Genomic DNA, 21175 nt, shown 5'->3' with positions numbered 1-21175 from the left:
GACGTGGCGGGGAATGGCCGGGACAGCGCCGTCTAGGGTGCGGAGGTCGGCGGTCAGCCGACGCCGTGAGAGTTCCCGTCCCTTGCCTGCCCTCGCCCTGTTCCCGACCGATCAGCCGGGCCGCCGATCCGACCACGGCGGCGGCCGGATTCGCGTTTCCCTTGGCGCCGTCGCCGCCAACTATCGCGCCATGCGGGACAGGATCGCCCCCGCCGCCTGCGCCGCCGTGGTCAAGGCCGACGCCTATGGTCTGGGCGCGGCCCGCATCGCGCCCGCCCTCTATGACGCCGGATGCCGGGCCTTCTTCGTCGCCCATCTGTTCGAGGCGGTGGAGCTGCGCCGCGTCCTGCCCGCCGACGCCGAACTATTCGTGCTGAACGGCCTGGCGCCGGGCGCCGAATACGCCGCCCTGGCCGCCGGGGCGATCCCGGTGCTGAACAGCCGCGAGCAGATGGAGGGCTGGGCGCGTCTGGGCCGGGCCGTCGGGCGGCCGCTGGCGGCGGCGATCCAGTTCGACACCGGCATGTCGCGGCTGGGCCTGCCGCTAGAGGACGCCGCATGGGCCTTTGACCCGGAGGGCCCGATCCGCTGGATCGAACCGCGCCTGATCCTCAGCCACCTGGCCGTCGCCGACACCCCCGGCCACGCGGGCAATGCGCGCCAGCGACAGGCTTTCGAGCGCATATTGGCCCACGCGCCGCAGGGCGTTGAGCGCTCGCTGGCCAACTCGGCCGGGTGCTGGCTGGGCGAAGACTATCACTATGACCTGTGCCGGGTCGGGGCCGCCCTGTTCGGACTGGACGCCTCGCCCTCAGCCAAGGCCATGCAGCCGGTGGTCGAGGTGACGGGCCGCGTCATCCAGACCCGCGACGTGCCTGCGGGCGCGGGCGTCGGCTACGGCTGGGCCGTCACGGCGGCGAAGGGCATGCGTCTGGCGACCATCGGCGTGGGCTATGCCGACGGCTGGCCGCGTCAGTTGTCGGCCACCGGCGCCGCCGCGTTCGAGGGGCGGTTGCTGCCCTTCGCCGGGCGCATCTCGATGGACAGTCTGGTGGTGGATATCAGCGCCCTGCGGCCCGATGCGCTGAAACCGGGCGATCAGGTGGAGCTGCTCGGCCCCAATCGGACGCCGGAACAACTGGCGCTGGAAGGCGCGACCATCGACTATGAAGTCATCGCGCGGCTGGGCCGTCGCCTGTGTCGGGAGTATGTTTCGTGACCCTTTCACTTGAAAACCTCGAACGCTTCGGGCCTGACCCGCGCGAGCGGTTCGCCGCCAATCTGGCGCTGGTTCATCGCCGCATCGCCGCCGCCTGCGAACAGGTCGGGCGGCCGATCGACAGCGTGCGCCTGTTGCCCATCACCAAGACGGTGCCGGCCGAGATTCTGCGACTAGCCTGGGCGGCGGGCGTCACCGACTTCGGCGAGAACAAGCTGCAGGAGGCCCGCGACAAGGCCGAGGCCATGGCCGACCTGTCGATGCGCTGGCACGTCGTCGGCCATCTGCAGTCGAACAAGGTCAAATACCTGACCCGTCTGGCCGACGAGTTTCATGCGCTGGACAGCCTCAAGCTGGCCGAGGTGCTGAACAAGCGGCTGGAGACCGACGGGCGCGACATGAAGGTCTATGTCCAGGTCAACACCTCGGGCGAGGAGAGCAAGTTCGGCCTGCGTCCCGACGATGCGTTGGACTTCATCGAACGGCTGGAAGCCTTTCCCCGGCTGAAGCCGCAGGGGCTGATGACGCTGGCCGTGTTCAGCGACGATCCCGACCGGGTGCGGCCCTGCTTCACCCTGCTGCGGTCCCTGCGCGACAGGGCCGAGCGCATCGACGCGCGCATCACCGGCCTGTCGATGGGCATGACCGGCGACTACGAACTGGCGGTGCGCGAAGGCGCGACCGTGGTGCGGGTCGGTCAGGCCATCTTCGGCCCGCGCCCGACGCCGAACGCCCACTACTGGCCCGGTCTGGCCTGAGCCAGTTGGCCTGATTTTCCTCCCCTCCCCGGAGTAACCGCGTGTCCATTCCCTTCATCGATCTTCTCAGCCAGCGCCGCCGCATCGGCGCGAACATCGACGCCGCCTTGATGGAGGTCGCGGCCAGCGGCCAGTACATCATGGGCCCGGCGGTCGGCGCCTTTGAACAGGCCCTGTGCGACTTCGGTCAGGCGCCCCACGCCCTGTCCTGTTCCAATGGAACGGATGCGCTGGTGCTGCTGATGATGGCGTGGGGCGTGGGGCCGGGAGACGCCGTCTTCTGCCCCGCCTTCACCTTCGCCGCCACGGCCGAAGTGGTGGCGCTGGCGGGCGCCACGCCGGTCTTCGTCGACATCCGCCCCGACACCTGGACGATCGACCCCGACCACCTGCGCGCCGCCGTCGAGGCGGTCGAGCGCGAAGGCGTGCTGACGCCCCGCGCCGTCATCGCCGTGGACCTGTTCGGCCAGCCTGCGGACTATCCTGCTCTGTCACAAATCACCCAGAAACACGGGCTGAAGCTGATCGCGGATTCGGCGCAGGGGTTCGGCTGCACCCTGAACGGCCAACACCCGATCCACTGGGTCGACGCCACCACGCTGAGCTTTTTCCCGGCCAAGCCGCTGGGCGCCTATGGCGACGGCGGGGCGGTGCTGATGAAGGATGAGGCGCTGATGGATCACCTCGTTTCCCTGCGCGTCCACGGACAGGCGACGGCGGCGGATGCAGCGGCGCAGGGCTTTGCGCACGACCCCAAATATCTGAACCCGCGCCTGGGCATGAACGGACGGCTGGACACGTTGCAGGCCGCCGTCCTGCTGGAGAAGTTGAAGATCTTCCCGGACGAGATCGAACGCCGCAACCACATCGCCGACCGCTATGTGCAGGGGCTGGCCGGTCGTGTGGCGGCGACGCCGGTCGTCATTTCCGGCGGCCGCTCGGTCTGGGCGCAATTTACCGTCGAGCATGACGACCGCGACGCCCTTGCCGCCCATCTGAAGGCTGAGGGCGTGCCGACCGCCGTCTATTATCCGATCCCCCTGCACCGCCAGCCCGCCTATCGCCAGCACCCGGTCGGCCCCGGCGGTCTGGCCGTGACCGAGGCCAAGGCCGAACGGGTCGTCAGCCTGCCGATGAGCGCCTATCTGGACGAGGCCGTGCAGGACCGGGTGATCGCCGCCGTCGCCGGCTTCGGCTGAGGGCTTTCAGTCCTCGGTCAGGCGCATCTCGAAAGCGCCCGCCGCCTGGGTCCGCAGCAGAACGGTCTGGACCCCGGCGGTGGCGCGGGCGGCGGCCTCGGCCAGTCCCTCGCCGCGCATCAGCCAGCCGGTCAGGTATGCGGTGAACAGGTCGCCGGTGCCGCTGGGCCGGATCGGGATGCGAGGGATGGAGGTGCGATGGGCGACGCCGCCGTCGACCGCCACCGTCTCGACCTCGCCCGGCGCCGTGTCGGCCAGGACGCAGCCCGTCACCACCGTCCGCCCGGTTCCCCGCGCGTTCAGGATGCGCGTCGCCTCGATCACCCCCTCGACCGTATCGGGCCGTTCGCCGACCAGTCGGCCCAGCTCGAACTGGTTAGGGGTGATGATGTCGGCCATCGGCGTCAGCTCGTCGCGGAACTGTTCGATCAGGCCATCGGCGACGAAGACGCCCAGATCATCGTCGCCGATCACCGGGTCGCAGATGTGCAGCAGGGCGGGGTTCTGCGCCTTCCAGCGCCGCAGGAAACCCGCCGTCGCCGCCGCATTGGCGGCCGAACCCATATAGCCCGTGACCACCGCTCCGGCCGTCATCGGCAGGTCGCGCTCCTCGACCCCCAGCAACAGGTCGGCGACCAATTCCGTCTCCAGAATCCGGCCGCGCATGGTCGGATAGTGCGGGTGATTGGACAGCAGGGTGGTCGGCACCGCCGCCACCTCCAGCCCCATGGCCTGCATCGGCTGGACCGCCGCGCTGTTGCCGACGTGGCCGTAGACGACCTGGCTTTGAATCGAGATGACCCGCACGCGCGTTCGGAACCTCCTTAAGCGGGCGTCAGCGCCGGTCCGGCGATCGGATAGGCCCGCGTCAGTTCTCTTCCCTGCGCCTTCACCGCCGCGCTGTCGAGATCGCCGTCGCGCAGACCCTTGAGGATGGTCAGGATCATGCCGCCGACCGTGCGGAAAGCCTCGGCGTCGAACCCGCGCGAGGTCGAGGACGGCGAGCCCAGCCGCAGCCCCGACGTCACCATCGGCGAGGCCGTGTCATAGGGGACCGAGTTCTTGTTGGCGATCAGGCCATGATCCTCCAGCGCCTCGACCGCCGCCTTGCCGGTCAGGCCGAAGGGGCGCAAGTCCACCAGCACCAGATGGCAGTCCGTACCGCCCGACACGAGGCGCAGACCCCCGTCCGCCAGCGTCTGGCCCAGCACGCGCGCGTTCTCGATCACCGCCTTTGAATATTCGACAAAGTCCGGCTGAAGCGCCTCGTGGAAGGCCGCCGCCTTGCCCGCGATGACGTGCATCAGCGGTCCCCCTTGCGTGCCGGGGAAGACCGCCTTGTCGATGCGCCGCGCCAACTCGGGATCGTTGCACAGGATCAGGCCGCCGCGCGGTCCGCGCAGGGTCTTGTGCGTGGTCGAGGTGGTGACATGGGCGTGCGGCGTCGGATTGGGATAGAGGCCCGCCGCGATCAGCCCGGCGTAGTGGGCCACGTCGGCCACCAGATAGGCGCCGACCTGATCCGCGATCTGGCGCATCCGGGCAAAGTCGATGCGGCGCGGATAGGCCGAGCCGCCCGCATAGATCAGGCGCGGCCGATCCTGAAGAACGCGCTGTTCCATGTCGTCATAGTCGATCAGGTCGTCGTCTTCGCGCACCCGATAGGCGCTGACCTCGAACCACTGGCCCGACAGGCTGACCGGCGAGCCGTGCGTCAGGTGGCCGCCGCAGGCCAGGTCCAGCCCCATGATGCGGTCGCCCGGCTTGATCAGGGCGAACAGCACGGCCAGGTTGGCGTTGACGCCCGAGTGCGGCTGGACGTTGGCGTAGGCCGTGTCGAACAGGGTGCAGGCGCGCTCGATGGCCAGCTTCTCGGCGATGTCGACCGCCTCGCACCCGCCATAGTAGCGGCGGCCCGGATAGCCCTCGGCGTATTTGTTGGTCAGGACGGAGCCCTGCGCCTGACGCACGGCGGCGCTGACGATGTTCTCGGACGCGATCAGCTCGATGCTGTCCTGCTGGCGCTGGCGCTCCAGCATCAGGGCTTGGGCCAGTTGCGGGTCCAGAGCCCGCGTCGCCAGTTCGGAAGTCATGCCGTCTCCGTCAGTCAGATAAAAAAGGGGCGGGTCGGGCCGATCTGAGGAGGAGGGACGCCGACCCGCCAAGCGGCCTTCGCCTCGGGGGAGAGGGCGAGGGCCGAACGTCGTTCAACGCAGGGCGGACAGGTCCGCGCCGTGGTTGATGTGATAGACGGCGCCGTCGATGACGAAGGCGGGCACCGACTTGACGCCCGCGGCCTCAGCCTCATCCAGGCGGCCCGGCGCCTCGCCCAGATGGACGACCTCGACGGCGTAGTCAGCCGGGTTCAGCGCCCCGGCGAAACGCTGCTCCGCATCGACGCAGACGGTGCATCCGGCATGATAGAAAACAGCTTTGCGGGCCATGACGCCTATCCCTTCGCTCTGTCCGACAGCGGTGTTGCTGTGCGGGATCGAGCGTGGGATACCCATCTGACGGCCTGCCGCTAAGAGCCGCTTTATTCAAAATGGATAGGCCGGTTTATGGGGCGAAGCGCCATCGTCATCGAGTTGATCGACAACCCGGCCCAGCCGATCTTCATCAACCTGGCCGCCTCCATCATCCGCGAGATCGAGCGCGGGCGGCTGAAGCCGGGCGACCGCCTGCCGGGCACGCGCGCCCTGGCGGCGACGCTAAGCCTGCACCGGAACACGATCGATGCTGCCTATCAGGAGCTGATCCTGCAGGGCTGGCTGGCGGCCGAGGCGTCGCGCGGCACCTATGTCGCGCGCGATCTGCCTGACCTGGGCGTCCGCGGCTGGAACAAAAGCGAGGCGGCGCCGATTTCGCCGTTGCGGCCGAGCGCGACGCCTGCGCCCCTGCGCTTTTCGGACGGCGCGCCGGACGCCCGACTGATGCCCGGCGCGGAACTGGCGCGCGCCTTTCGCCGGGCGGTGTCGGCGGCGGGCCTGCGCATGCTGACCGGCTATGGCGATCCGCGCGGCGCGCCGCCGCTGCGCGCCTCCCTGGCCCGCTATCTGACGGCCGAGCGCGGCCTGACGGCGGGCGCCGACGACGTGCTGGTGACGCGAGGCAGCCAGATGGCCCTGTTCCTGGCGGCGGGCGCCGTGCTGGAGCCAGGTCAGGCGATCGCGGTCGAGGATCCCGGCTATCCGCTGGCCTGGCAGGCCTTCCGCGCGGCGGGCGCCCGCGTGGTCGGCGCCCCCGTCGACGGCCAGGGTCTGGACGTCGACCGGCTGGAGGCCCTGCTGGCGCGCGACCCGGAGATCCGCGCCGTCTATGTCACGCCGCACCATCAGTATCCGACCACGGTGACGCTGGGGGCCGGGCGGCGGCTGCGGCTGCTGGATCTGGCCCGCCGCCATGGCCTGACGTTGATCGAGGACGACTACGACCACGAATACCGCTTCGAGGGCCGCCCCGTGCTGCCGCTGGCCTCCCGCGCCCAGGCGGAGAACCGGGTGGTGCACATCGGCTCGGTCTCCAAGCTGCTGGCTCCGGCCCTGCGCATCGGCTACGCGACCGGGCCCCGGCCGATCCTGGCGCGCATGGCGCGGCTGCGCGAAGCCGTGGACAGGCAGGGCGACGTGCCGCTGGAACACGCCCTGGCCAAGCTGATCGACGAAGGCGACCTGGGCCGTCACGCGCGCAAGGCGCGCCGCATCTATGAACAGCGCCGCGACCTGCTCGCAACCGAAATCGCCCAGGCACTGGGCGACGCGGCGACGTTCGAACGCCCCGCTGGAGGCCTGGCCCTGTGGCTGAAGGTGAACGCTTCCATCGACGCCGCCGCCTGGGCCGCGGCCGCGGAAAAGGCGGGCCTGATGCTCACCCACGGCGGCCAGTTGCAATTGGACCCGGCGCAAAGGCTGAACGCCTTCCGCCTGGGCTTCGCCAGCCTGGATGACGATGAATTGCGACGCGCGGTAAAGCGGCTGACCGCGACGAAACCGGCCCCTTGAAGACGTGCAAACCGGCCGAGGCCAAGTCGGTCGTCGCCTGCTATCGAAGCTCGACACGCCGAAGGCCGGATGGCGGAGCGGTCACGCGACGGAGTGCATATCCGTCCAGCCTGGTTCGATTCCAGGTCCGGCCTCCATCGGCGCGCTGATATCGACAAAGAGACCGCCCATGCCTCGTCCCGCACCGCCGATCGAAGCCGCCGAATGGCTGAACGCCCCGGAGCCGGTGCGCCTGACGGACCTGGCCGGCAAGGTGGTCTGCATCGTCTTTCTGCAACGCCTGTGCCCCGGGTGTTCGCACTATGCGTTGCCTCAGGCCCGCCGCGTCGCCGAAACCTTTACCTCGGGCGAGGTCGTGGTGCTCGGCGTGCACAGCGTGTTCGAACATCACGAGCAACAGTCGGATCGCGCGGGCCTGGCTCGATGGCTGACGGACAACGGCTGCCGTTTTCCCGTCGCCGTCGATGCGCCGTCCGAAACGACGACCGCGCCGCGAACCATGACCGCCTATAACCTACAGGGCACGCCCAGTCTGGTGCTGGTCGATCGGCAGGGGAGGATGCGCACCCGCCGTTTCGGTCCGGTCTCGGACATGCAACTGGGCGCCGAGATCATGGCCTTGCTGCTGGAGCGTCAGCTGGCGTTCGCCGCTTCCTGAGCCGCCGGCGCGGCGGCGAACAGGCCCGCCATGTCGATCCGGCGGCTGAGCAGATTCTCCAGGGTGTAGCCGTCCAGAACCTTCATGAAGGCGGCCAGGGCCTGATGCAGGGCGCCCGTCAGGCCGCAGGCCGGGGCGATGACGCAACTGCCGCAATCGACCAGATCAAAGCCGTCCTCGGTATGGCGCACCACGGCGCCGACGTTGATCTGATCCGGCGGACGCGCCAGCCGCACCCCGCCGAACCGCCCGCGCACGCTGACCAGATAACCCGCGCTCACCAGGTCGCTGACCACCTTCATCAGATGGTTCTGCGAGATGCCGTAGGCCTGGGCGATCTCGGCGATCGAGCACAGCCGATCCTGGCGCGCCCCCAGATAGAGCAGCACCCGCATGGCGTAGTCGGTGTAGCGCGTCAGGCGCATTCAGCCTCTCAGGAGCCTCGACAATCAGCGCGTCATCGCGCCGCAGAAAATTATATGCATCCTCGTTGCATGTTTCAAACGCGAGCTATAGATGCATTATCAATGCATCAATGGAGCGAAGGCGATGAACGGCCGCTCGCATAGCCAGCAACCACAGCCGACGGGCGGCGCTTCGCCGCCCGCGCCCTATCGCTCCACACCTGTGTTCGACGCCGCCACCCTGCCCCCCGCCCTGCGGTCCGAACACAGCCTCAAGGCCGGAACCTGGGGCCTGATTCAGGTGCTGGAGGGCGAGGTTCGCCTGACCTATAGCGACCCGCACATGTCCACCGTCCTGAAGCCCGGAACGCCGGGCCGCATCGGACCGCAGCAGGTTCATTTCGTCGAGCCTCTGGGGCCGATGAAGACGCGCGTCGACTTCTACGACCGGCCGCCCGACGGCTAGGGCGCAGCCTTCTCCTTCCTCCCCTTCCACATCGCAACGCCTAGGAGTTTCCTGATGGCTCAAGCCCTCAGCGAGCGCACGATCGCGCTTGTCAAAGCCACTGTTCCCGCGCTCGAGGCCCACGGCCTCGACATCGTCCGCGAGATGTATTCGCGGATGTTCCAGAACCCCGAGATCCGCGACCTGTTCAACCAGTCGCACCACGGCGACGCCGGATCGCAACCGCGCGCCCTGACCAGCGCCATCCTGGCCTACGCCGCCAACATCGATAACCTGGGCGCCCTGGCGGCCGCGGTCGAGCGCATCGCCCAGAAGCACGTCGGCCTGCAGATCCTGCCCGAACACTATCCGCACGTCGGAAACGCCCTGCTGGGCGCCATCGCCCATGTGCTGGGCGAGGCCGCGACCGAGGAGATCATGACCGCCTGGGGCGAGGCCTACTGGTTCCTGGCCAACATCCTGATCACCCGCGAGGCGGCCATCTATGAAGACCTGGCGGCGGCCCACGGCGGCTGGAACGGCTGGCGCGCCTTCGAGGTGGTCGAGGTGCGGCCCGAAAGCTCGGTCATCACCTCCTTCGTGCTCAAGCCCAAGGACGGCGGCCCGGTTCTGCGTCATCGGCCCGGCCAGTATCTGACCTTCTGGTTCGATGTCCCCGGCCATCCGCCGATCAAGCGCAACTACTCCATCTCCTGCGCTCCGAACGACGTGACCTATCGCATCTCGGTCAAGCGCGAGGACAAGGGTCTGGCCTCGGGCTGGCTGCACGACAACGCCCGCGTCGGCATGGTGCTGAAGGTCGGGGCTCCGGCGGGCGACTTCTTCCTGCCCGAGACGCCGCCGCGCCCGGTCGTCCTGCTGTCCGGCGGGGTCGGCCTGACGCCGATGGTGTCGATGCTGGAGGCCCTGGTCGCCGAGAAGGCGGACACCGAGGTCCACTATGTCCACGGCGCCTATGACGCCGGGGCCCACGCCATGGGGCCGCACATCCGCGCCCTGACGGCGGCCCATCCGCGCGCGCGCAGCACCGTCTTCTATGAGGCGCCCGCCAATGACGGCGACGGCCATGACCATGCGGGGCGCATCTCCGGCGCCTGGCTGAGCCAGCAGACGCCGATCCAGGAGGCCGACTACTATCTGTGCGGCCCGCGTCCCTTCCTGCGCGCCCTGGTGTCGGACCTGCGCGACGCCGGCGTCCCGGCCGACCGCATCCACTATGAGTTCTTCGGCCCGGCCGACGAAATTCTCGCCGCCTGAGGCTGTGATCCGGTCCGCGCCGCACGGCGGGGCGGACCGGAGCCAGGCCAGAAAAGAAGCTGGCGCTCAGACGCCCGTGATCGCTCCATCGGCGCGGTTCACGCCAACCCGCTTCAATGTCGTGACCTCGAACGGCTTGGCGAAGATGGTCGAGACCTGCATCAGGGCCGCCTCGGCCCGATCCTCGGTCAGGGTCAGCAGGATGAAGCCCTTGGCCGACTGGTCGCAGAAGCGCACTTCGTCATTGGCCTGCATCAGCGCCGCGCCCAGGGAGAAGCCGCCGACGGCGTCGCCGATCGAGGGGCTGGAGACTGCGCTGGTCCCGAACTCGACCGCCCGGCGCGCGCCGCTCGCGTCCTTCAGCTCATTGACCCAGAAGGCGTGGCTGTCGCCCGCCAGGACGATGGGCTGCACCCCCGCCTCCGCGAAGGCGGCGTAGAGCCGCTCGCGACCGGCCGGATAGCCGTCCCAGGCGTCGAGGTTGAACGGCAGGCCCATCTTGAACAGGAACAGGGCCTGTTCGAACTGGTCGCGATAGGCTTCGGGGATCTGGGCCATCAGCCCCTGAACCTGAGCCTCGGTCAGGGTGCGCGACACGTCGGGACCGGCCACGCGCGCCATGACGACCTGATTGCCCAGCACCTGCCACGGACGGCCCTTGGCCTTGGAGGCGATCAGTTCGCGCTTCAGCCAGTCGCGCTGTTGCGGTCCCATCAGATCGCGGGCGGGGTCGTTCAGCTTGGCGCGGAAGGCGTCCAGGTCCAGCACCGGCTCGCCGTCCGGCCCGTCCTTGGCGGTCAGATCCTTGTCATAGGCCAGCGGTTCGGTGCGGCCGGTCAGGCGGGTCTCGACCATCAGCAGGCTGGCCAGATCGCCGAAGTGGAAGCTGCGGTGAATCGCCTCCTTCAGCGCGCCGGGCGCGGCTTCGCGGATCGGCATCCACTCATAATAGGCCTTCAGCGCCGCCGCCTTGCGCAGAGCGAAGTCGCCTTCGGTCTCGGGCTGGTGGTTCTCGGCGCCGTGCAGCCAGGCGTCGTTGGCCGTCTCGTGGTCGTCCCAGACGCAGATGAAGGGCGCGCGGGCGTGGGCGGCCTGAAGGTCGGCGTCGCGCTTGTACTGGGCGTGGCGCAGCCGATAGTCGGCCAGGGAGACGATCTCGTGCGCCGGCTCGGGCACGCGGCCCAGCTTCGGCCCCGTCGCCATGCCATAGGCGTCGGAATCCGCCCCGTATTCGTAGATGTAGTCGCCCAGGTGGACCACGGCGTCGAGGGTCGGCAGGGCGGCGATCGCCTCATAGGCGTTGAACAGGCCGCCGGGGTGCAGCTGGCACGACACCACCGCCAGATTGACCGGCGCCGCGCCCTCCGCCGCCAGGGTGCGGGTGCGGCCCGCAGGCGAGCGCGTCTCGCCCACGGCGAAGTCGTAACGATAGTCGCGGTCGGGGCGCAGGCCCGCCGCGTCGACCTTGACCGTATAATCGCGCTCAGGCCCCGTCTCGAACCGGCCCGAAGCGACGACCCGTTCGCCCTGCCCGTCCAGCACGCGCCAGGCGCCCGAGACCGGCCCGGCCTGGCCGTCCGCCGGGGTGACGCGCGTCCACAGGATCACCCGGTCGGTCGCCGGATCGCCCGAGGCCACGCCGTGGGCGAAGGCGACAGCGACGCCTTCGCCCGTCGGAACCGTGGCGCAGCCCGCCGCCGCGCCCGCGCCGAACAGGCCCAGAAGGCCGCGACGGTTCATGGTCATGGCTCTGTTCCTCAGTAGCGCAGGGTGAAGGCGACGCCGTAGCTGGCGCCCCGTCCGGCGATGAAGGTCGGCAGGCCCAGCGCATCGCCGGTGTTGCCCGCGTCCTTGATGTATTCCTCGTCCAGGAGGTTGTCGCCGAAGGCCTCGACGCCCCAGTTCCCCGACGACGGGGCGTAGCGCACCCGCAGGTTCAGCAGGCCGTAACCGTCCTGATATTCGTCCTGCACCGTGTCGGCGACGAAGTTGCCGGTCTGCAGCTCCGGGCGGTCGTTGTCGTCATCGAAGAAGACCTTGGACTGCCAGGTGTAGGTCGGCTGGACCTCGATGGTCCCGGTCTCGACCGGCAGACGCCACGTCGCGCCGATCGAGGCCATGTGGTCCGGCGACAGGCGGAAGCGGTTGCCGTCGCGCGCGCCCCCGTCAAAGCGCGAGTGGTTGTAGCCGTAGGTGCCGAACAGATCGAAGGTCGACGTCGCCGCGAAGGCGACCTGGCCCTCAAACCCATAGGCGTTGGCCTTGCCCGCATTGACGGTGACGAAGCGGGCGCCGTCCTGCTCGGTCGTCTGGAAGTTGTCGTAGGCGTAGTGGAACACCGCCCCGTCCAGCCGCAGGCGGCGATCCATCAGCGCCGTCTTGTAGCCGACCTCGAAGCTGTCGACGGTTTCGGCGGGGATCACCTCGAAGGTCGGGGCGCCCAGCGGAACGGACGGGCCGCGCACTTCCAGCACCTCGGGGCGACGGCCGCGCGCATAGTTGGCGTACAGGCTGGCGTCGTCCGACAGGGCGTAGCGCGCCGTCAGACGCCAGGTGAAGCCGTCGTCCTCGTGATCCGCCTGGATCAGGTCGCCGTTATTGGCGGTCGGCTGGGCGGTGACGCCGAACAGCGGCAGGCCCGAAGCCACGGGCAGATTGGCCGCGCCCGGCGTGGCCAGGCCCGTCAGGATGGCCGTGATCTGCTGCTGCAGCCGCTGGGCGCCGGCCAGATCGCCGGCCTGGGCCAGGCGTTGCGCCTGCACGCCGAGCGTCTGCACCGCCACCAGGCCGCCGGCGATGGAGCGGCCGTTCAGCACCGCCGCGGAATAGCCCGTCGTCTTGTCGTCGCGCGTCCAGCGCACCCCGCCCGAGAACTCCAGACGATCGGTCGCCTTGAAGGTCAGGTCGCCGAACAGGTCATAGGAGGTCAGGTCGGCCCGGTTGGTCGCCGTCTCGATATGGGCGGGCTTCAGATTGCCGACGATGCCGGGGATCAGCGGATGCGCTGCGGCGGGCAGCATGGACTGCAGGATGCCGCCCATCAGCAACGGCGTCGGCGCGGCGTAGAACATCTTCAGCCGCTGATCGCCCAGCGGCGTCGCCAGTTGCAGCAGGGCCAGGCGCTCATCAAACTGGGTCGGCATCCGCTGGAAGCCTTCCTCGCTGAAATAGCCCGCGCCGACGAAGCCAGAGAAGCGGCCGCCGTTGTCAAAGTTCAGGCGGAACTCCTGGCTCCACTGCTCGCCATAGGCGTGCTCGGCCGCCGTCAGCAGCGGCAGCGACGTGCCGTCCGGATCGAACACCTCGGTCGAGTCGAACTGGCGATAGGCCGTGGTCGAGTTCAGCGTCAGCGACGGCGACAGATCCCACTTCACCAGGCCCGTCACGCCCCAGACCTCGCGATCCAGACCCAGGCCGACGCCGCCGTCGAAATCGGCTCCAGGCGTCAAGGCCGCGCCGTCCCACGGCGCACGCCCGCCCAGGGAGGCGCCCGTCCTCGGGTCGAACGGATCATAGGCGATCGACTTGAACGAAGTCCCGCTGGCCGAATCCGTCTGATAGTTGGCGATCAGATCGGCGCGCAGATTGTCGGTCGGCGCCCAGGCGCCCGACAGGCGCAGCGCCTTGGTCTCGATCGAATTATAGTCCTCGCCGCCCAGCAGGTTCTCGACCGTGCCGCCGCGCGTCTTCATCCGCGCCGCCAGGCGCAGGGCGCCGGTCTCGCCGACGGGCGCGTTCACGAAACCCTCGACCGCACGATAGTCCAGATCGCCCGCCTCGATGCGGGCGCCGGCGTCGAACTGGCCCGGACGGGCGCGGTTCTGCACCAGATTGACCGCGCCGATCAGGGCGCCGCGGCCATAGAGGGTCGACTGCGGCCCCTTGGCCACCTCGACCCGCTCCATGTCGAACAGTTCGACATAGGAGCCGCGCGACTTGGAGATCGACACCCCGTCCTGGAACACCGACACGCGCGGCTCGGCGGTGGCGGCGCCCGAGTCCGAGGTGATGCCGCGCATCACGAAGCCCGGATTGTTCGGCGATTGGTTCTGCACCAGGAAGCCCGGCACGAAGGCCGACAGCTGGTCGAACTCCTGCACGCCCAGGTTTTCCAGGAAGTCGCCGCTGTAGGCCGTCAGGGCGAAGGGCACCTCGATCGGATCCTGGGCGCGCAGCTGGGCTGTCACCACGATGTCGTCCACGGCGGTCGTCGTCTCGCCCGACGAAACGCTCTGGGCATGGGCGGCGCCCGCCGCCATCAGGCCCGCGACGGCGACGCCCGCCAAAAATCCACGCTTGAGGCTGATCGGCTTCATGGTCTTACCCCCTGAGAAAGCAGGGCAGACCTAAAGACGCTGAATGTCGCGGGCGCGACGCCGCCGTCACGGCCCAATGAAGCTGCGACGGCGGATGCGCGAAATTCACTCGCCCTACGGCGTATCTTCCAACGGTTCGGACACGTCCTCGGCGGCGGCGTCGCGCAGGATGTCGATCCCGCCCTTCACCGCGATGGCCGCCACGATCAGCCCGACCACCAGGTCCGGCCACGCCTGGTTCAGCGCCATGACCAGACCCCCGGCGACCAGGATGCCGCCGTTCGAAGCGAAGTCGTTGAAGCTGAAGGTCTCGGCCGCGCGCATGTTGACGTCGTCGCTGCCCTGACGCCGGATCAGCATCAGGCAGATCAGGTTCACCACCGCCGCGATGACGGCCAGGCCCATCATGGTCCAGCCGACCGGCTCGGTCCCGACGATCCAGCGCCGCCCGACGTCGACCAGCACCCCGGCCGCGAAGATGAGCAGCATGATCCCCGACAGCCGGGCGGCGCCGCGCTTCCACGCCATCGCCCGCCCGACCGCCAGGAAGCTGATCAGATAGACGATGGCGTCCGAGCCGTTGTCGGCGGCGTTGGCCAGCAGGGCGCTGGACTCGGCGAACAGGCCGCCGAGTCCGAGCACGACGAACAGTAGGGCGTTCAACACCAGCACGATCAGCAGGGTGCGGCGCTGAAGCCCCTCTCCATGATGCGATCCGCTCATTCTTCCACGCCTTCCGCCTTGCGGTGTTTGACGGCCTTGGCCGCGAAGGTCGGCAACACCAGCAACGTCAGGGCGGTCGCCGTCAACAGGCCGCCGATGACCACGGTGGCCAAGGGTTTCTGCACCTCGGCCCCGGCCCCGGTGGCGATGGCCATGGGGATGAAGCCGACGATGGCGACCAGAGCCGTGGTCAGCACCGCCCTCAGACGGCTGAAGGCGCCGAGCAAGGCCGCGTCACGCGGCGTCTGCCCCGCCTGCAACCGCTCGCGGATGGCCTGCATCAGCACCAGACCGTTCAGGGTCGCCACGCCCGACACGGCGATGAAGCCGACCGCCGCCGAGACCGAGAAGGGCATCCCCCTCAGCAACAGCGACAGCGCCCCACCGACCAGGGCCAACGGCACGCAGGCGAACACCAGCCCCGCCTCCGCGAAGGAGCCCAACGCCATGAACAGCAGGATGCCGATCAGGACGAAGACCACGGGGATGACCAGGCCCAGCCGCTGCTCGGCCCGCTTCAGGTTCTCGAACTGCCCGCCCCATTTGAGCGAATAGCCCGCGGGCAGTTGGACCTGCTGGTCCACCTGCTTCTGGGCGTCGGCGACGAAGCCGCCCAGATCGCGGCCGCGCACGTTGGCCTGAACCACCATGCGGCGGCTGCCGTCGTTGCGGCTGATCTGGTTCTGGCCCTCCTTCACCTGAATGCGGGCGACCGAAGACAGGGGGATGGTCACGCCGCTCGCCGTGGTGACGGGCAGGGCGTTCAGGGCGGCGGGATCATTACGCTCCGCGTCCGACAGGCGGACCACCACGTCGAAGCGGCGGTCGCCCTCGAAGATCTGACCCGCCTCGGCGCCGCCGATGGCGGCTGAGACAGCCTCGGACACATCCGCCGCCGACAGGCCGTAGTTGGCGGCGGCGAAGCGGTCGACGCTGACCGTCAGGGTCGGCAGGCCGGACGCCTGCTCTACCCGCACGTCGGCCGAGCCGGGCGTGTCGCGCAGGGCGTTGGCCACCTGATCCGCCGTCGCCTGGAGCTTGGCGAAGTCGTCGCCATAGACCATGACCGCCAGATCGGTGCGGACCCCCGAGATCAGTTCGTTGAAGCGCAGTTCGATCGGCTGGCTGAACTCGAAGGCGTTGCCCAACTGGGTCGACGCGGCCTTCTCGATACGGGCGATCAGCTCTTCCTTCGGCAGGCGCGGATCGGGCCATTCCTTGCGTTTTTTCAGCACGATGACGGCGTCTGAGATGTTCGGCGGCATGGGGTCCACCGCCGCCTCGGCCGTGCCGGTGCGCGAAAAGACGGTCTTCACCTCAGGCTGGGCCTTAATGGCCCGCTCCAGCGCCATCTGCATGGCGAGGGACTGCTCCAGCGAGGCCGAGGGCACGCGCAGCGCCTGCATGGCGATGTCGCCTTCGTCCAGCGTCGGGATGAACTCGCGCCCCAGCAGGGTGAAGGCCAGGGCGCCGACCAGCAGGGCCCCGAACGCCGAGGCCAGCACCGTCTTGGGATGCGCAACGGCGGCGCGGATGGCCGGTTCGATCCAGCGGCGCGCGCGGCGCAGCAGGAAGGTCTCGTGCTCCTCCGCCTCGCCGTTCTCATCGACGTGGACGGTCTTGGGCTCCTTGACCAGCAGGGCCGTCATGGCCGGGACGAAGGTGAAGGAGAAGATGAAGGCGCCGACCAGGGCCAGCATGACCGTGGCGCCCATGGGGATGAAGGTCTTGCCCTCGACCCCTTCCAGCATCAGCAGGGGGGTGAAGACCAGCAGGATGATCAGCTGGCCGAAGGCGGCGGGCTTGACCATCTGACGCGCGGCGTCGGCGGCGACGCCCAGCCGCTCGTGGCGGGTCAGGGCGCGGCCCAGATCGGCGCGCTTCTGGCCCAGCCGCAGCAGGGTGTTCTCGACCACCACCACGGCGCCGTCGACCAGAAGACCGAAGTCCAAGGCGCCGAGGCTCATCAGGTTTCCGCTGATGCCGAAGCGGTTCATGCCGATGACCGCGAACAGGAAGCTGATCGGGATCATCAGGGCCGTGATCGTCGCCGCGCGGATGTTCCCCAGCAGCAGGAACAGCACGACGATGACCAGCAGCGCCCCCTCGGTCAGGTTCTTGGCCACCGTCTTGATGGTGGAGTTGACCAGGGCGCTGCGGTTCAGCACCGGCTCGGCCACGATGTCGGGCGGCAGGCTGGCGCTGATCTGCTCCAGCCGTTCGGCGGAAGCCTGGGCCACGGTGCGGCTGTTCTCGCCCGCCAGCATCAGGGCGGTGCCGATGACCGCCTCATGGCCGTCGCGGCTAGCCCCGCCCAGACGCGGCGCCTGGCCGATCTCGACAGTCGCCACATCAACGACCCGCACGACCAGACCGTTGCGGTTGACCACAGGCGCCTGGGCCAGATCCTCGACGGTCTGGGCCAGGGCGTCGGTGCGCACGGTCAGGGCCTCGCCCGCGCGCTGGATATAGCCCGCGCCGGCTTGGGTGTTAGCGCGATCCAGCGCCTGGATCAGATCATTCAGGCTGAGGCCATAGCCGGCCAGTCGCGCCGGATCGGGGCGAACGGCGTATTCCTTCACATAGCCGCCGTTGACGTCGACGCCCGCCAGACCGGGGGCGGTCCGCATCCGGGGCGCGATGATCCAGTCCTGAACGGTGCGCAGATAGGTGGCGCGCGTCTGGGGCGTGTCCAGCCGCTCGCCCTCGGGCGTCAGATAGGCGCCGTCGGGTTGCCAGCCGGGTCGGCCTGCGCGCGCTGTCTTGGCGTCGAAAGGCTTGAGATCGACCGTCCACATCAGGACTTCGCCCAGGCCGGTGGTGATGGGCGACAGGGCCGGTTCGACGCCCTCTGGCAGGTTCTCGCGCGCCTGGGCCATCCGCTCGGCCACCTGCTGGCGGGCGAAGTAGATGTCGGTGGCGTCGCTGAAGATGACCGTCACCTGGCTGAAACCGTTGCGGGTCAGGGAGCGGGTGCTCTGGATTCCCGGAATGCCCGCCATCGCTGTTTCCAGCGGGTAGGTAACCTGACGCTCCATCTGTTCGGGGGCCAGGGCCGGGGCCACGGTGTTGATCTGCACCTGGCGGTTGGTGATGTCCGGCACGGCGTCGATCGGCAGCTTGGTCAGCTGGAACAGGCCCCAGGCCGCGACCAGGGTCGTGGCCAGAACGATGAACCAGCGGAAGCGGACGGACGCCTCGATGATCGCTTTGAACATGATCGCCCTCCCTTAGTGGCCGTGCTCGGCTTCGCCCTTGGCCAGTTCGGCCTTGAGCAGGAAGGCGTTGGTCGCCGCGACTTTTTCGCTCCCGGTCAGGCCGCGCAGGATCTCGGTGGAGCCTCCGGCCTGACGACCCGCCAGCACGGGCTGGGCGCGGAAGCCGCCGTCCGCCTGGACGAAGACCACCGTGGCGCCGTCGACCGTCTGCACCGCCTCGGACGGCACGGTCAGGGCGCTGCCGGACTGGCCCTCGGTGACGACCGCGCCGGTGATGGGCGATCCGGCGGGCGGCAGGCGGCCGCCTTCGGACCGGGCGCGGATCACGGTCGCGCCGCTGTCCTGCAATCCGGCGTCGGCGGCGACGCCCGTGACCAGGGCGTTGAACTCGCCCTGCGGACCGGTGACGCGAACATGGGAGCCGAGGCGCACCTGGGCCGCCAGCTGCGGCGGGGCGTTGAAGACCAGCTCGACCCGCGCCGGATTGGTCACTTCGGCCACGACCGCGCCCTGGGCGACGAAGCCGCCGGGGCCGACCTGGACGTTGGTCACGACACCCGAGATGGGGCTGACGACGCTCATTCGGCCCGAGGCGTTGGGCGAGCCCGCCGCCGCCGCCCGCGCCCGCGCGGCGCGGGCCAGAGCCTCGGCGCTGGCGGCCTGAGCCTGCGAGGCTTCGACTTCCTGACGCGCGACGACGCCTTGATCGGCCAGGTTGCGGTTGCGCTGATGCGCCTGACGCGCGGCGGTCGCGGCGGCCGAGGCCGCGTCGATCTCGGCGCGCAGGGCGGCGCCGTCGCCGCTGACCAGGCTGACCAGGGGCTGGCCCGCGCGTACCGCCTGCCCCGGCGCCACCAGCACCCGCTCGACCGTGCCGCCGACCACGGCGCCGACAGCGGCGCGCGCGTCGACCATGGCCTCGACCCGGCCGGACAGGCGCGTCTCGCCGCCCCCGCCGCGCGAGACGGCGACGACCGAGATGCCCGCCGCCTGAAGCTGTTCGGCGGTCAGTTCGACCACGCCCTCGGGCGCTTCGGCGGCTTCGCCTTCCGCCTCGGTCTCCGCCTTCTCGGCGACGGGCGGATCGGATCGGCTAAGCGTCAGGGCCAGCATCCCGCCGCCGAGCAGGACGACGGCGGCGGCGCCCGCGATCAGGACTTTCTTGTTCGATGACAGCTTACGCATCAGCGGCTTCCTTCAAAGGGGGCGCGGCCTTCCAGGCGCGCCAGATCGATTTCGGCGCGGACGCGCGCCATGCGGGCGTCGACGGCGGCGGATCGGGCGTTGATCAGGGCCGCGCGTCCGGTGCGCAGCTCCAGTTGCGAGATGCGCCCGGCCTCGGCGCCGATGCGCGACAGGCGATAGGCCTCCTCGGCCGAGGTCACGCCGGCATCGGCGGCCGACACCCGGCTGGCCGAAGACGCCAGACGCGCTCTGGCAGCGGCTCGGTCGGCTCCGGCGTCCTGGCGCGCCTGCATCACCCGCGCCTCGGCGGCCCGGTGCTCGGCGCGCGCGGCGTCGATGTTGCCCCGGTTCCGGTCGAACAGCGGCAAGGGCAGGCTGAGGCCGAAGGTCATGGCCGTCTGATCGTTCTCGCCGAAGCGGGTCACGCCGACGCTGGCGGTGACGTCAGGGCGGCCGTTGATGCGCTCGACATCGATGCGGCGCTCGGCCGCCGTGGCCTCGGCCTCGGCCACCCGCACCGTCGGCGCGTCACGTTCAGACCGCGCGGACGGCGTTGTCGGCGCATCCAGCAGCCCGGCCTCGATCGAGGTGACGGGCGTCGGCAGCATGGCGACGGCGCTCAGGCGGGCGAAGGCGGCGTCGCGCTCGGCCTTGGCTTCATCGAGGCTCGCGCGGGCGGCGGCGGCCTCGCTTTCGGCCTGGATGCCGCGCAGCAGGGGTTCGCGCCCTTCCTCGACCAGAGCCAGGGCCGCGCGGGCGTCGGCCACGGCCAGGGTCAGCGCTTCCTCGGCCAGGGCGGCGCGGCGCTGGGCCGCCTCGGCCTCGGCGTAGATCAGGGCCAATCGCCCGGCCGTGTCGACCACGGTCAGGTCGCGGCGCAACGCCGCCGCACCGGCATCGGCGCGGGCGGCGTTCACCCTTGCGGGGCGGCGGCCCCACAGCTCCAGATTCTGGCTGAACGCCAGGCTGAGATCGCCCGCGCTGAGACCGGAATAGGGACCGGACCCGATCACGTTCTCGAGGTCGATGGACAGGTTGGGATTGGGCCGGACGCGGGCCTGACGGACTCGCGCCTCGGCGGCGTCGCTCAGGGCGTCCGCTTCGACGGCGGCCGGCGTCTGGCCGAGTTGCTTCAGCAGAACGGCGTAGGACGGCGCCGGATCAGCCCAGACGGGGCCGGCGAGGAGGGCCGCAAGCGCGGCCAGCGCCCAACCGGCCGCAGAGCGCGGCGGCAGGCGAAATGGGGGATGCATGGTTTACTTTCCCAGAAAATCTGACACGAGACGCGCGACAGGGCGCGCGGAATCCCGTCAGGTTCTGGGCGGTCGCTTCAGGCCATCGAGCGAGACGGACGCCAACGTCTGGTCAGGCTCGAGCAAACGACGCAGACCGCCGAAATCGGCCGCCGTCTCGACAGAAACGTCCGTCGGCGCCTTCACGCCATGATGGCAATGGCCGTGACTGCAGGCTCCGTGCGCAGCGCCAGCGTCGTCCTGATGCGTATCGCCCGTCTCCACAACCGCGACGACATGAGACGGATCAAACTCGACTGCGCACGTCGCCGCATCCGCCACCGGCGCCAAGACGCACAGGGACAGGAGCATCGCGACGAACGCGAGAAACCATCGAGATCGGGCGAACCGACGAGCCATTCAGCCCATCTAGCATCCGCCAACCCAATTACAATGTTACGGAGTAACAATACATCAAAAATCACCAAAACGATAAGTTATAACACGTCAGCAAACACATGTTGTCGAAATCAACAAGT

The 21175-nt window shown here is 69.4% G+C and carries 18 protein-coding genes and 1 tRNA gene; 8 read left to right on the top strand and 11 right to left on the bottom strand.

All coding sequences use genetic code 11. From position 1 onward, the window contains the following. The first annotated feature begins 82 nt into the window (after window positions 1-82). From alr to EGK63_RS13380, 3 genes are read left to right on the top strand one after another with little or no spacing between them, the layout of a single operon-like run. Window positions 83-1219, top strand: a complete 1137-nt coding sequence (alr, locus tag EGK63_RS13390; protein WP_243637693.1) for an alanine racemase — start codon at window positions 83-85, stop codon at window positions 1217-1219. Then, window positions 1216-1977 (top strand): YggS family pyridoxal phosphate-dependent enzyme, encoded by a 762-nt coding sequence (locus EGK63_RS13385; RefSeq protein ID WP_125901905.1) that lies wholly within the window; start codon window positions 1216-1218, stop codon window positions 1975-1977. The genes alr and EGK63_RS13385 overlap by 4 nt, the downstream gene beginning before the upstream one ends. 41 nt (window positions 1978-2018) lie before the next feature. Then, window positions 2019-3176 carry a DegT/DnrJ/EryC1/StrS aminotransferase family protein gene (locus EGK63_RS13380; RefSeq protein WP_125901904.1) on the top strand — a complete coding sequence of 386 codons (1158 nt, stop codon included), beginning with the start codon at window positions 2019-2021 and terminating at the stop codon, window positions 3174-3176. A 6-nt stretch (window positions 3177-3182) separates the two neighbouring features. Here EGK63_RS13380 and pdxY read toward each other — a convergent pair whose 3' ends face one another. The 3 genes from pdxY to EGK63_RS13365 form a co-directional block, all read right to left on the bottom strand. Further along, complete coding sequence (gene pdxY / locus EGK63_RS13375) at window positions 3183-3983, bottom strand: pyridoxal kinase (protein WP_125901903.1); 801 nt, start codon at window positions 3981-3983, stop codon at window positions 3183-3185. Window positions 3984-4000: 17 nt separating this feature from the next. Next, window positions 4001-5269: a serine hydroxymethyltransferase gene (glyA, locus tag EGK63_RS13370; RefSeq protein ID WP_125901902.1), complete on the bottom strand. Its 1269-nt coding sequence runs from the start codon at window positions 5267-5269 to the stop codon at window positions 4001-4003. Between the two features lie 114 nt (window positions 5270-5383). Beyond that, entirely contained in the window at window positions 5384-5620 is a 237-nt protein-coding gene (locus EGK63_RS13365) for a thioredoxin (protein WP_125901901.1), read from the bottom strand. Between the two features lie 117 nt (window positions 5621-5737). Between EGK63_RS13365 and EGK63_RS13360 the strand changes: the two genes are divergently transcribed. The 3 genes from EGK63_RS13360 (at window position 5738) to EGK63_RS13350 (ending at window position 7835) form a co-directional block, all read left to right on the top strand. Continuing rightward, window positions 5738-7177, top strand: coding sequence for a PLP-dependent aminotransferase family protein (locus tag EGK63_RS13360; protein ID WP_125901900.1), 1440 nt, complete (start codon window positions 5738-5740; stop codon window positions 7175-7177). A gap of 63 nt (window positions 7178-7240) precedes the next feature. Continuing rightward, window positions 7241-7314 (top strand) — tRNA-Cys (locus EGK63_RS13355). Window positions 7315-7346: 32 nt separating this feature from the next. Continuing rightward, window positions 7347-7835, top strand: coding sequence for a redoxin domain-containing protein (locus EGK63_RS13350; RefSeq protein ID WP_125901899.1), 489 nt, complete (start codon window positions 7347-7349; stop codon window positions 7833-7835). Here the strand turns inward: EGK63_RS13350 and EGK63_RS13345 are convergent. Next, window positions 7811-8260: an Rrf2 family transcriptional regulator gene (locus EGK63_RS13345; RefSeq protein ID WP_125901898.1), complete on the bottom strand. Its 450-nt coding sequence runs from the start codon at window positions 8258-8260 to the stop codon at window positions 7811-7813. The genes EGK63_RS13350 and EGK63_RS13345 overlap by 25 nt on opposite strands. Before the next feature lie 124 nt (window positions 8261-8384). Here EGK63_RS13345 and EGK63_RS13340 point away from each other — a divergent pair, with 124 nt between their 5' ends. Together EGK63_RS13340 and hmpA are read left to right on the top strand one after the other, a co-directional pair. Then, window positions 8385-8705, top strand: a complete 321-nt coding sequence (locus EGK63_RS13340) for a DUF1971 domain-containing protein (RefSeq protein ID WP_125901897.1) — start codon at window positions 8385-8387, stop codon at window positions 8703-8705. A 54-nt stretch (window positions 8706-8759) separates the two neighbouring features. Then, window positions 8760-9962, top strand: a complete 1203-nt coding sequence (hmpA, locus tag EGK63_RS13335; RefSeq protein WP_125901896.1) for an NO-inducible flavohemoprotein — start codon at window positions 8760-8762, stop codon at window positions 9960-9962. 66 nt (window positions 9963-10028) lie between these two features. On the opposite strand, the gene EGK63_RS13330 is transcribed toward hmpA, so the two are convergent. The 7 genes from EGK63_RS13330 to EGK63_RS13300 form a co-directional block, all read right to left on the bottom strand. After that, window positions 10029-11708, bottom strand: coding sequence for an alkaline phosphatase (locus tag EGK63_RS13330; RefSeq protein WP_125901895.1), 1680 nt, complete (start codon window positions 11706-11708; stop codon window positions 10029-10031). 11 nt (window positions 11709-11719) lie between these two features. Beyond that, window positions 11720-14278, bottom strand: a complete 2559-nt coding sequence (locus EGK63_RS13325; protein WP_125901894.1) for a TonB-dependent receptor — start codon at window positions 14276-14278, stop codon at window positions 11720-11722. A 114-nt stretch (window positions 14279-14392) separates the two neighbouring features. After that, window positions 14393-15001 carry a cation transporter gene (locus tag EGK63_RS13320; RefSeq protein WP_125901893.1) on the bottom strand — a complete coding sequence of 203 codons (609 nt, stop codon included), beginning with the start codon at window positions 14999-15001 and terminating at the stop codon, window positions 14393-14395. Continuing rightward, window positions 14998-18219, bottom strand: a complete 3222-nt coding sequence (locus tag EGK63_RS13315) for an efflux RND transporter permease subunit (protein WP_125901892.1) — start codon at window positions 18217-18219, stop codon at window positions 14998-15000. The genes EGK63_RS13320 and EGK63_RS13315 overlap by 4 nt, the downstream gene beginning before the upstream one ends. Window positions 18220-18231: 12 nt before the next feature. Further along, window positions 18232-19404, bottom strand: coding sequence for an efflux RND transporter periplasmic adaptor subunit (locus tag EGK63_RS13310; RefSeq protein WP_125901891.1), 1173 nt, complete (start codon window positions 19402-19404; stop codon window positions 18232-18234). Next, complete coding sequence (locus EGK63_RS13305; protein WP_125901890.1) at window positions 19404-20657, bottom strand: TolC family protein; 1254 nt, start codon at window positions 20655-20657, stop codon at window positions 19404-19406. Before EGK63_RS13305 ends, EGK63_RS13310 begins: the two co-directional genes overlap by 1 nt. Window positions 20658-20714: 57 nt before the next feature. After that, entirely contained in the window at window positions 20715-21056 is a 342-nt protein-coding gene (locus EGK63_RS13300) for a hypothetical protein (protein ID WP_125901889.1), read from the bottom strand. Window positions 21057-21175: the final 119 nt, after the last annotated feature.

The organism is Brevundimonas sp. 357 (assembly GCF_003938605.1).
Taxonomy (GTDB): Bacteria; Pseudomonadota; Alphaproteobacteria; order Caulobacterales; family Caulobacteraceae; genus Brevundimonas.
This window is presented reverse-complemented; position numbering and strand designations above follow the sequence as displayed.

What these genes read in the sequence shown, in the direction of transcription:
- hmpA (WP_125901896.1), top strand. Translation starts at nt 8,760, where the DNA reads ATGGCTCAAGCCCTCAGCGAGCGCACGATCGCGCTTGTCAAAGCCACT.
- EGK63_RS13320 (WP_125901893.1), bottom strand. Translation starts at nt 15,001, where the DNA reads ATGAGCGGATCGCATCATGGAGAGGGGCTTCAGCGCCGCACCCTGCTG.
- EGK63_RS13360 (WP_125901900.1), top strand. Translation starts at nt 5,738, where the DNA reads ATGGGGCGAAGCGCCATCGTCATCGAGTTGATCGACAACCCGGCCCAG.
- EGK63_RS13305 (WP_125901890.1), bottom strand. Translation starts at nt 20,657, where the DNA reads ATGCATCCCCCATTTCGCCTGCCGCCGCGCTCTGCGGCCGGTTGGGCG.
- EGK63_RS13365 (WP_125901901.1), bottom strand. Translation starts at nt 5,620, where the DNA reads ATGGCCCGCAAAGCTGTTTTCTATCATGCCGGATGCACCGTCTGCGTC.
- EGK63_RS13345 (WP_125901898.1), bottom strand. Translation starts at nt 8,260, where the DNA reads ATGCGCCTGACGCGCTACACCGACTACGCCATGCGGGTGCTGCTCTAT.
- EGK63_RS13315 (WP_125901892.1), bottom strand. Translation starts at nt 18,219, where the DNA reads ATGTTCAAAGCGATCATCGAGGCGTCCGTCCGCTTCCGCTGGTTCATC.
- EGK63_RS13330 (WP_125901895.1), bottom strand. Translation starts at nt 11,708, where the DNA reads ATGACCATGAACCGTCGCGGCCTTCTGGGCCTGTTCGGCGCGGGCGCG.
- glyA (WP_125901902.1), bottom strand. Translation starts at nt 5,269, where the DNA reads ATGACTTCCGAACTGGCGACGCGGGCTCTGGACCCGCAACTGGCCCAA.
- EGK63_RS13325 (WP_125901894.1), bottom strand. Translation starts at nt 14,278, where the DNA reads ATGAAGCCGATCAGCCTCAAGCGTGGATTTTTGGCGGGCGTCGCCGTC.
- EGK63_RS13310 (WP_125901891.1), bottom strand. Translation starts at nt 19,404, where the DNA reads ATGCGTAAGCTGTCATCGAACAAGAAAGTCCTGATCGCGGGCGCCGCC.
- EGK63_RS13340 (WP_125901897.1), top strand. Translation starts at nt 8,385, where the DNA reads ATGAACGGCCGCTCGCATAGCCAGCAACCACAGCCGACGGGCGGCGCT.
- EGK63_RS13300 (WP_125901889.1), bottom strand. Translation starts at nt 21,056, where the DNA reads ATGGCTCGTCGGTTCGCCCGATCTCGATGGTTTCTCGCGTTCGTCGCG.
- EGK63_RS13350 (WP_125901899.1), top strand. Translation starts at nt 7,347, where the DNA reads ATGCCTCGTCCCGCACCGCCGATCGAAGCCGCCGAATGGCTGAACGCC.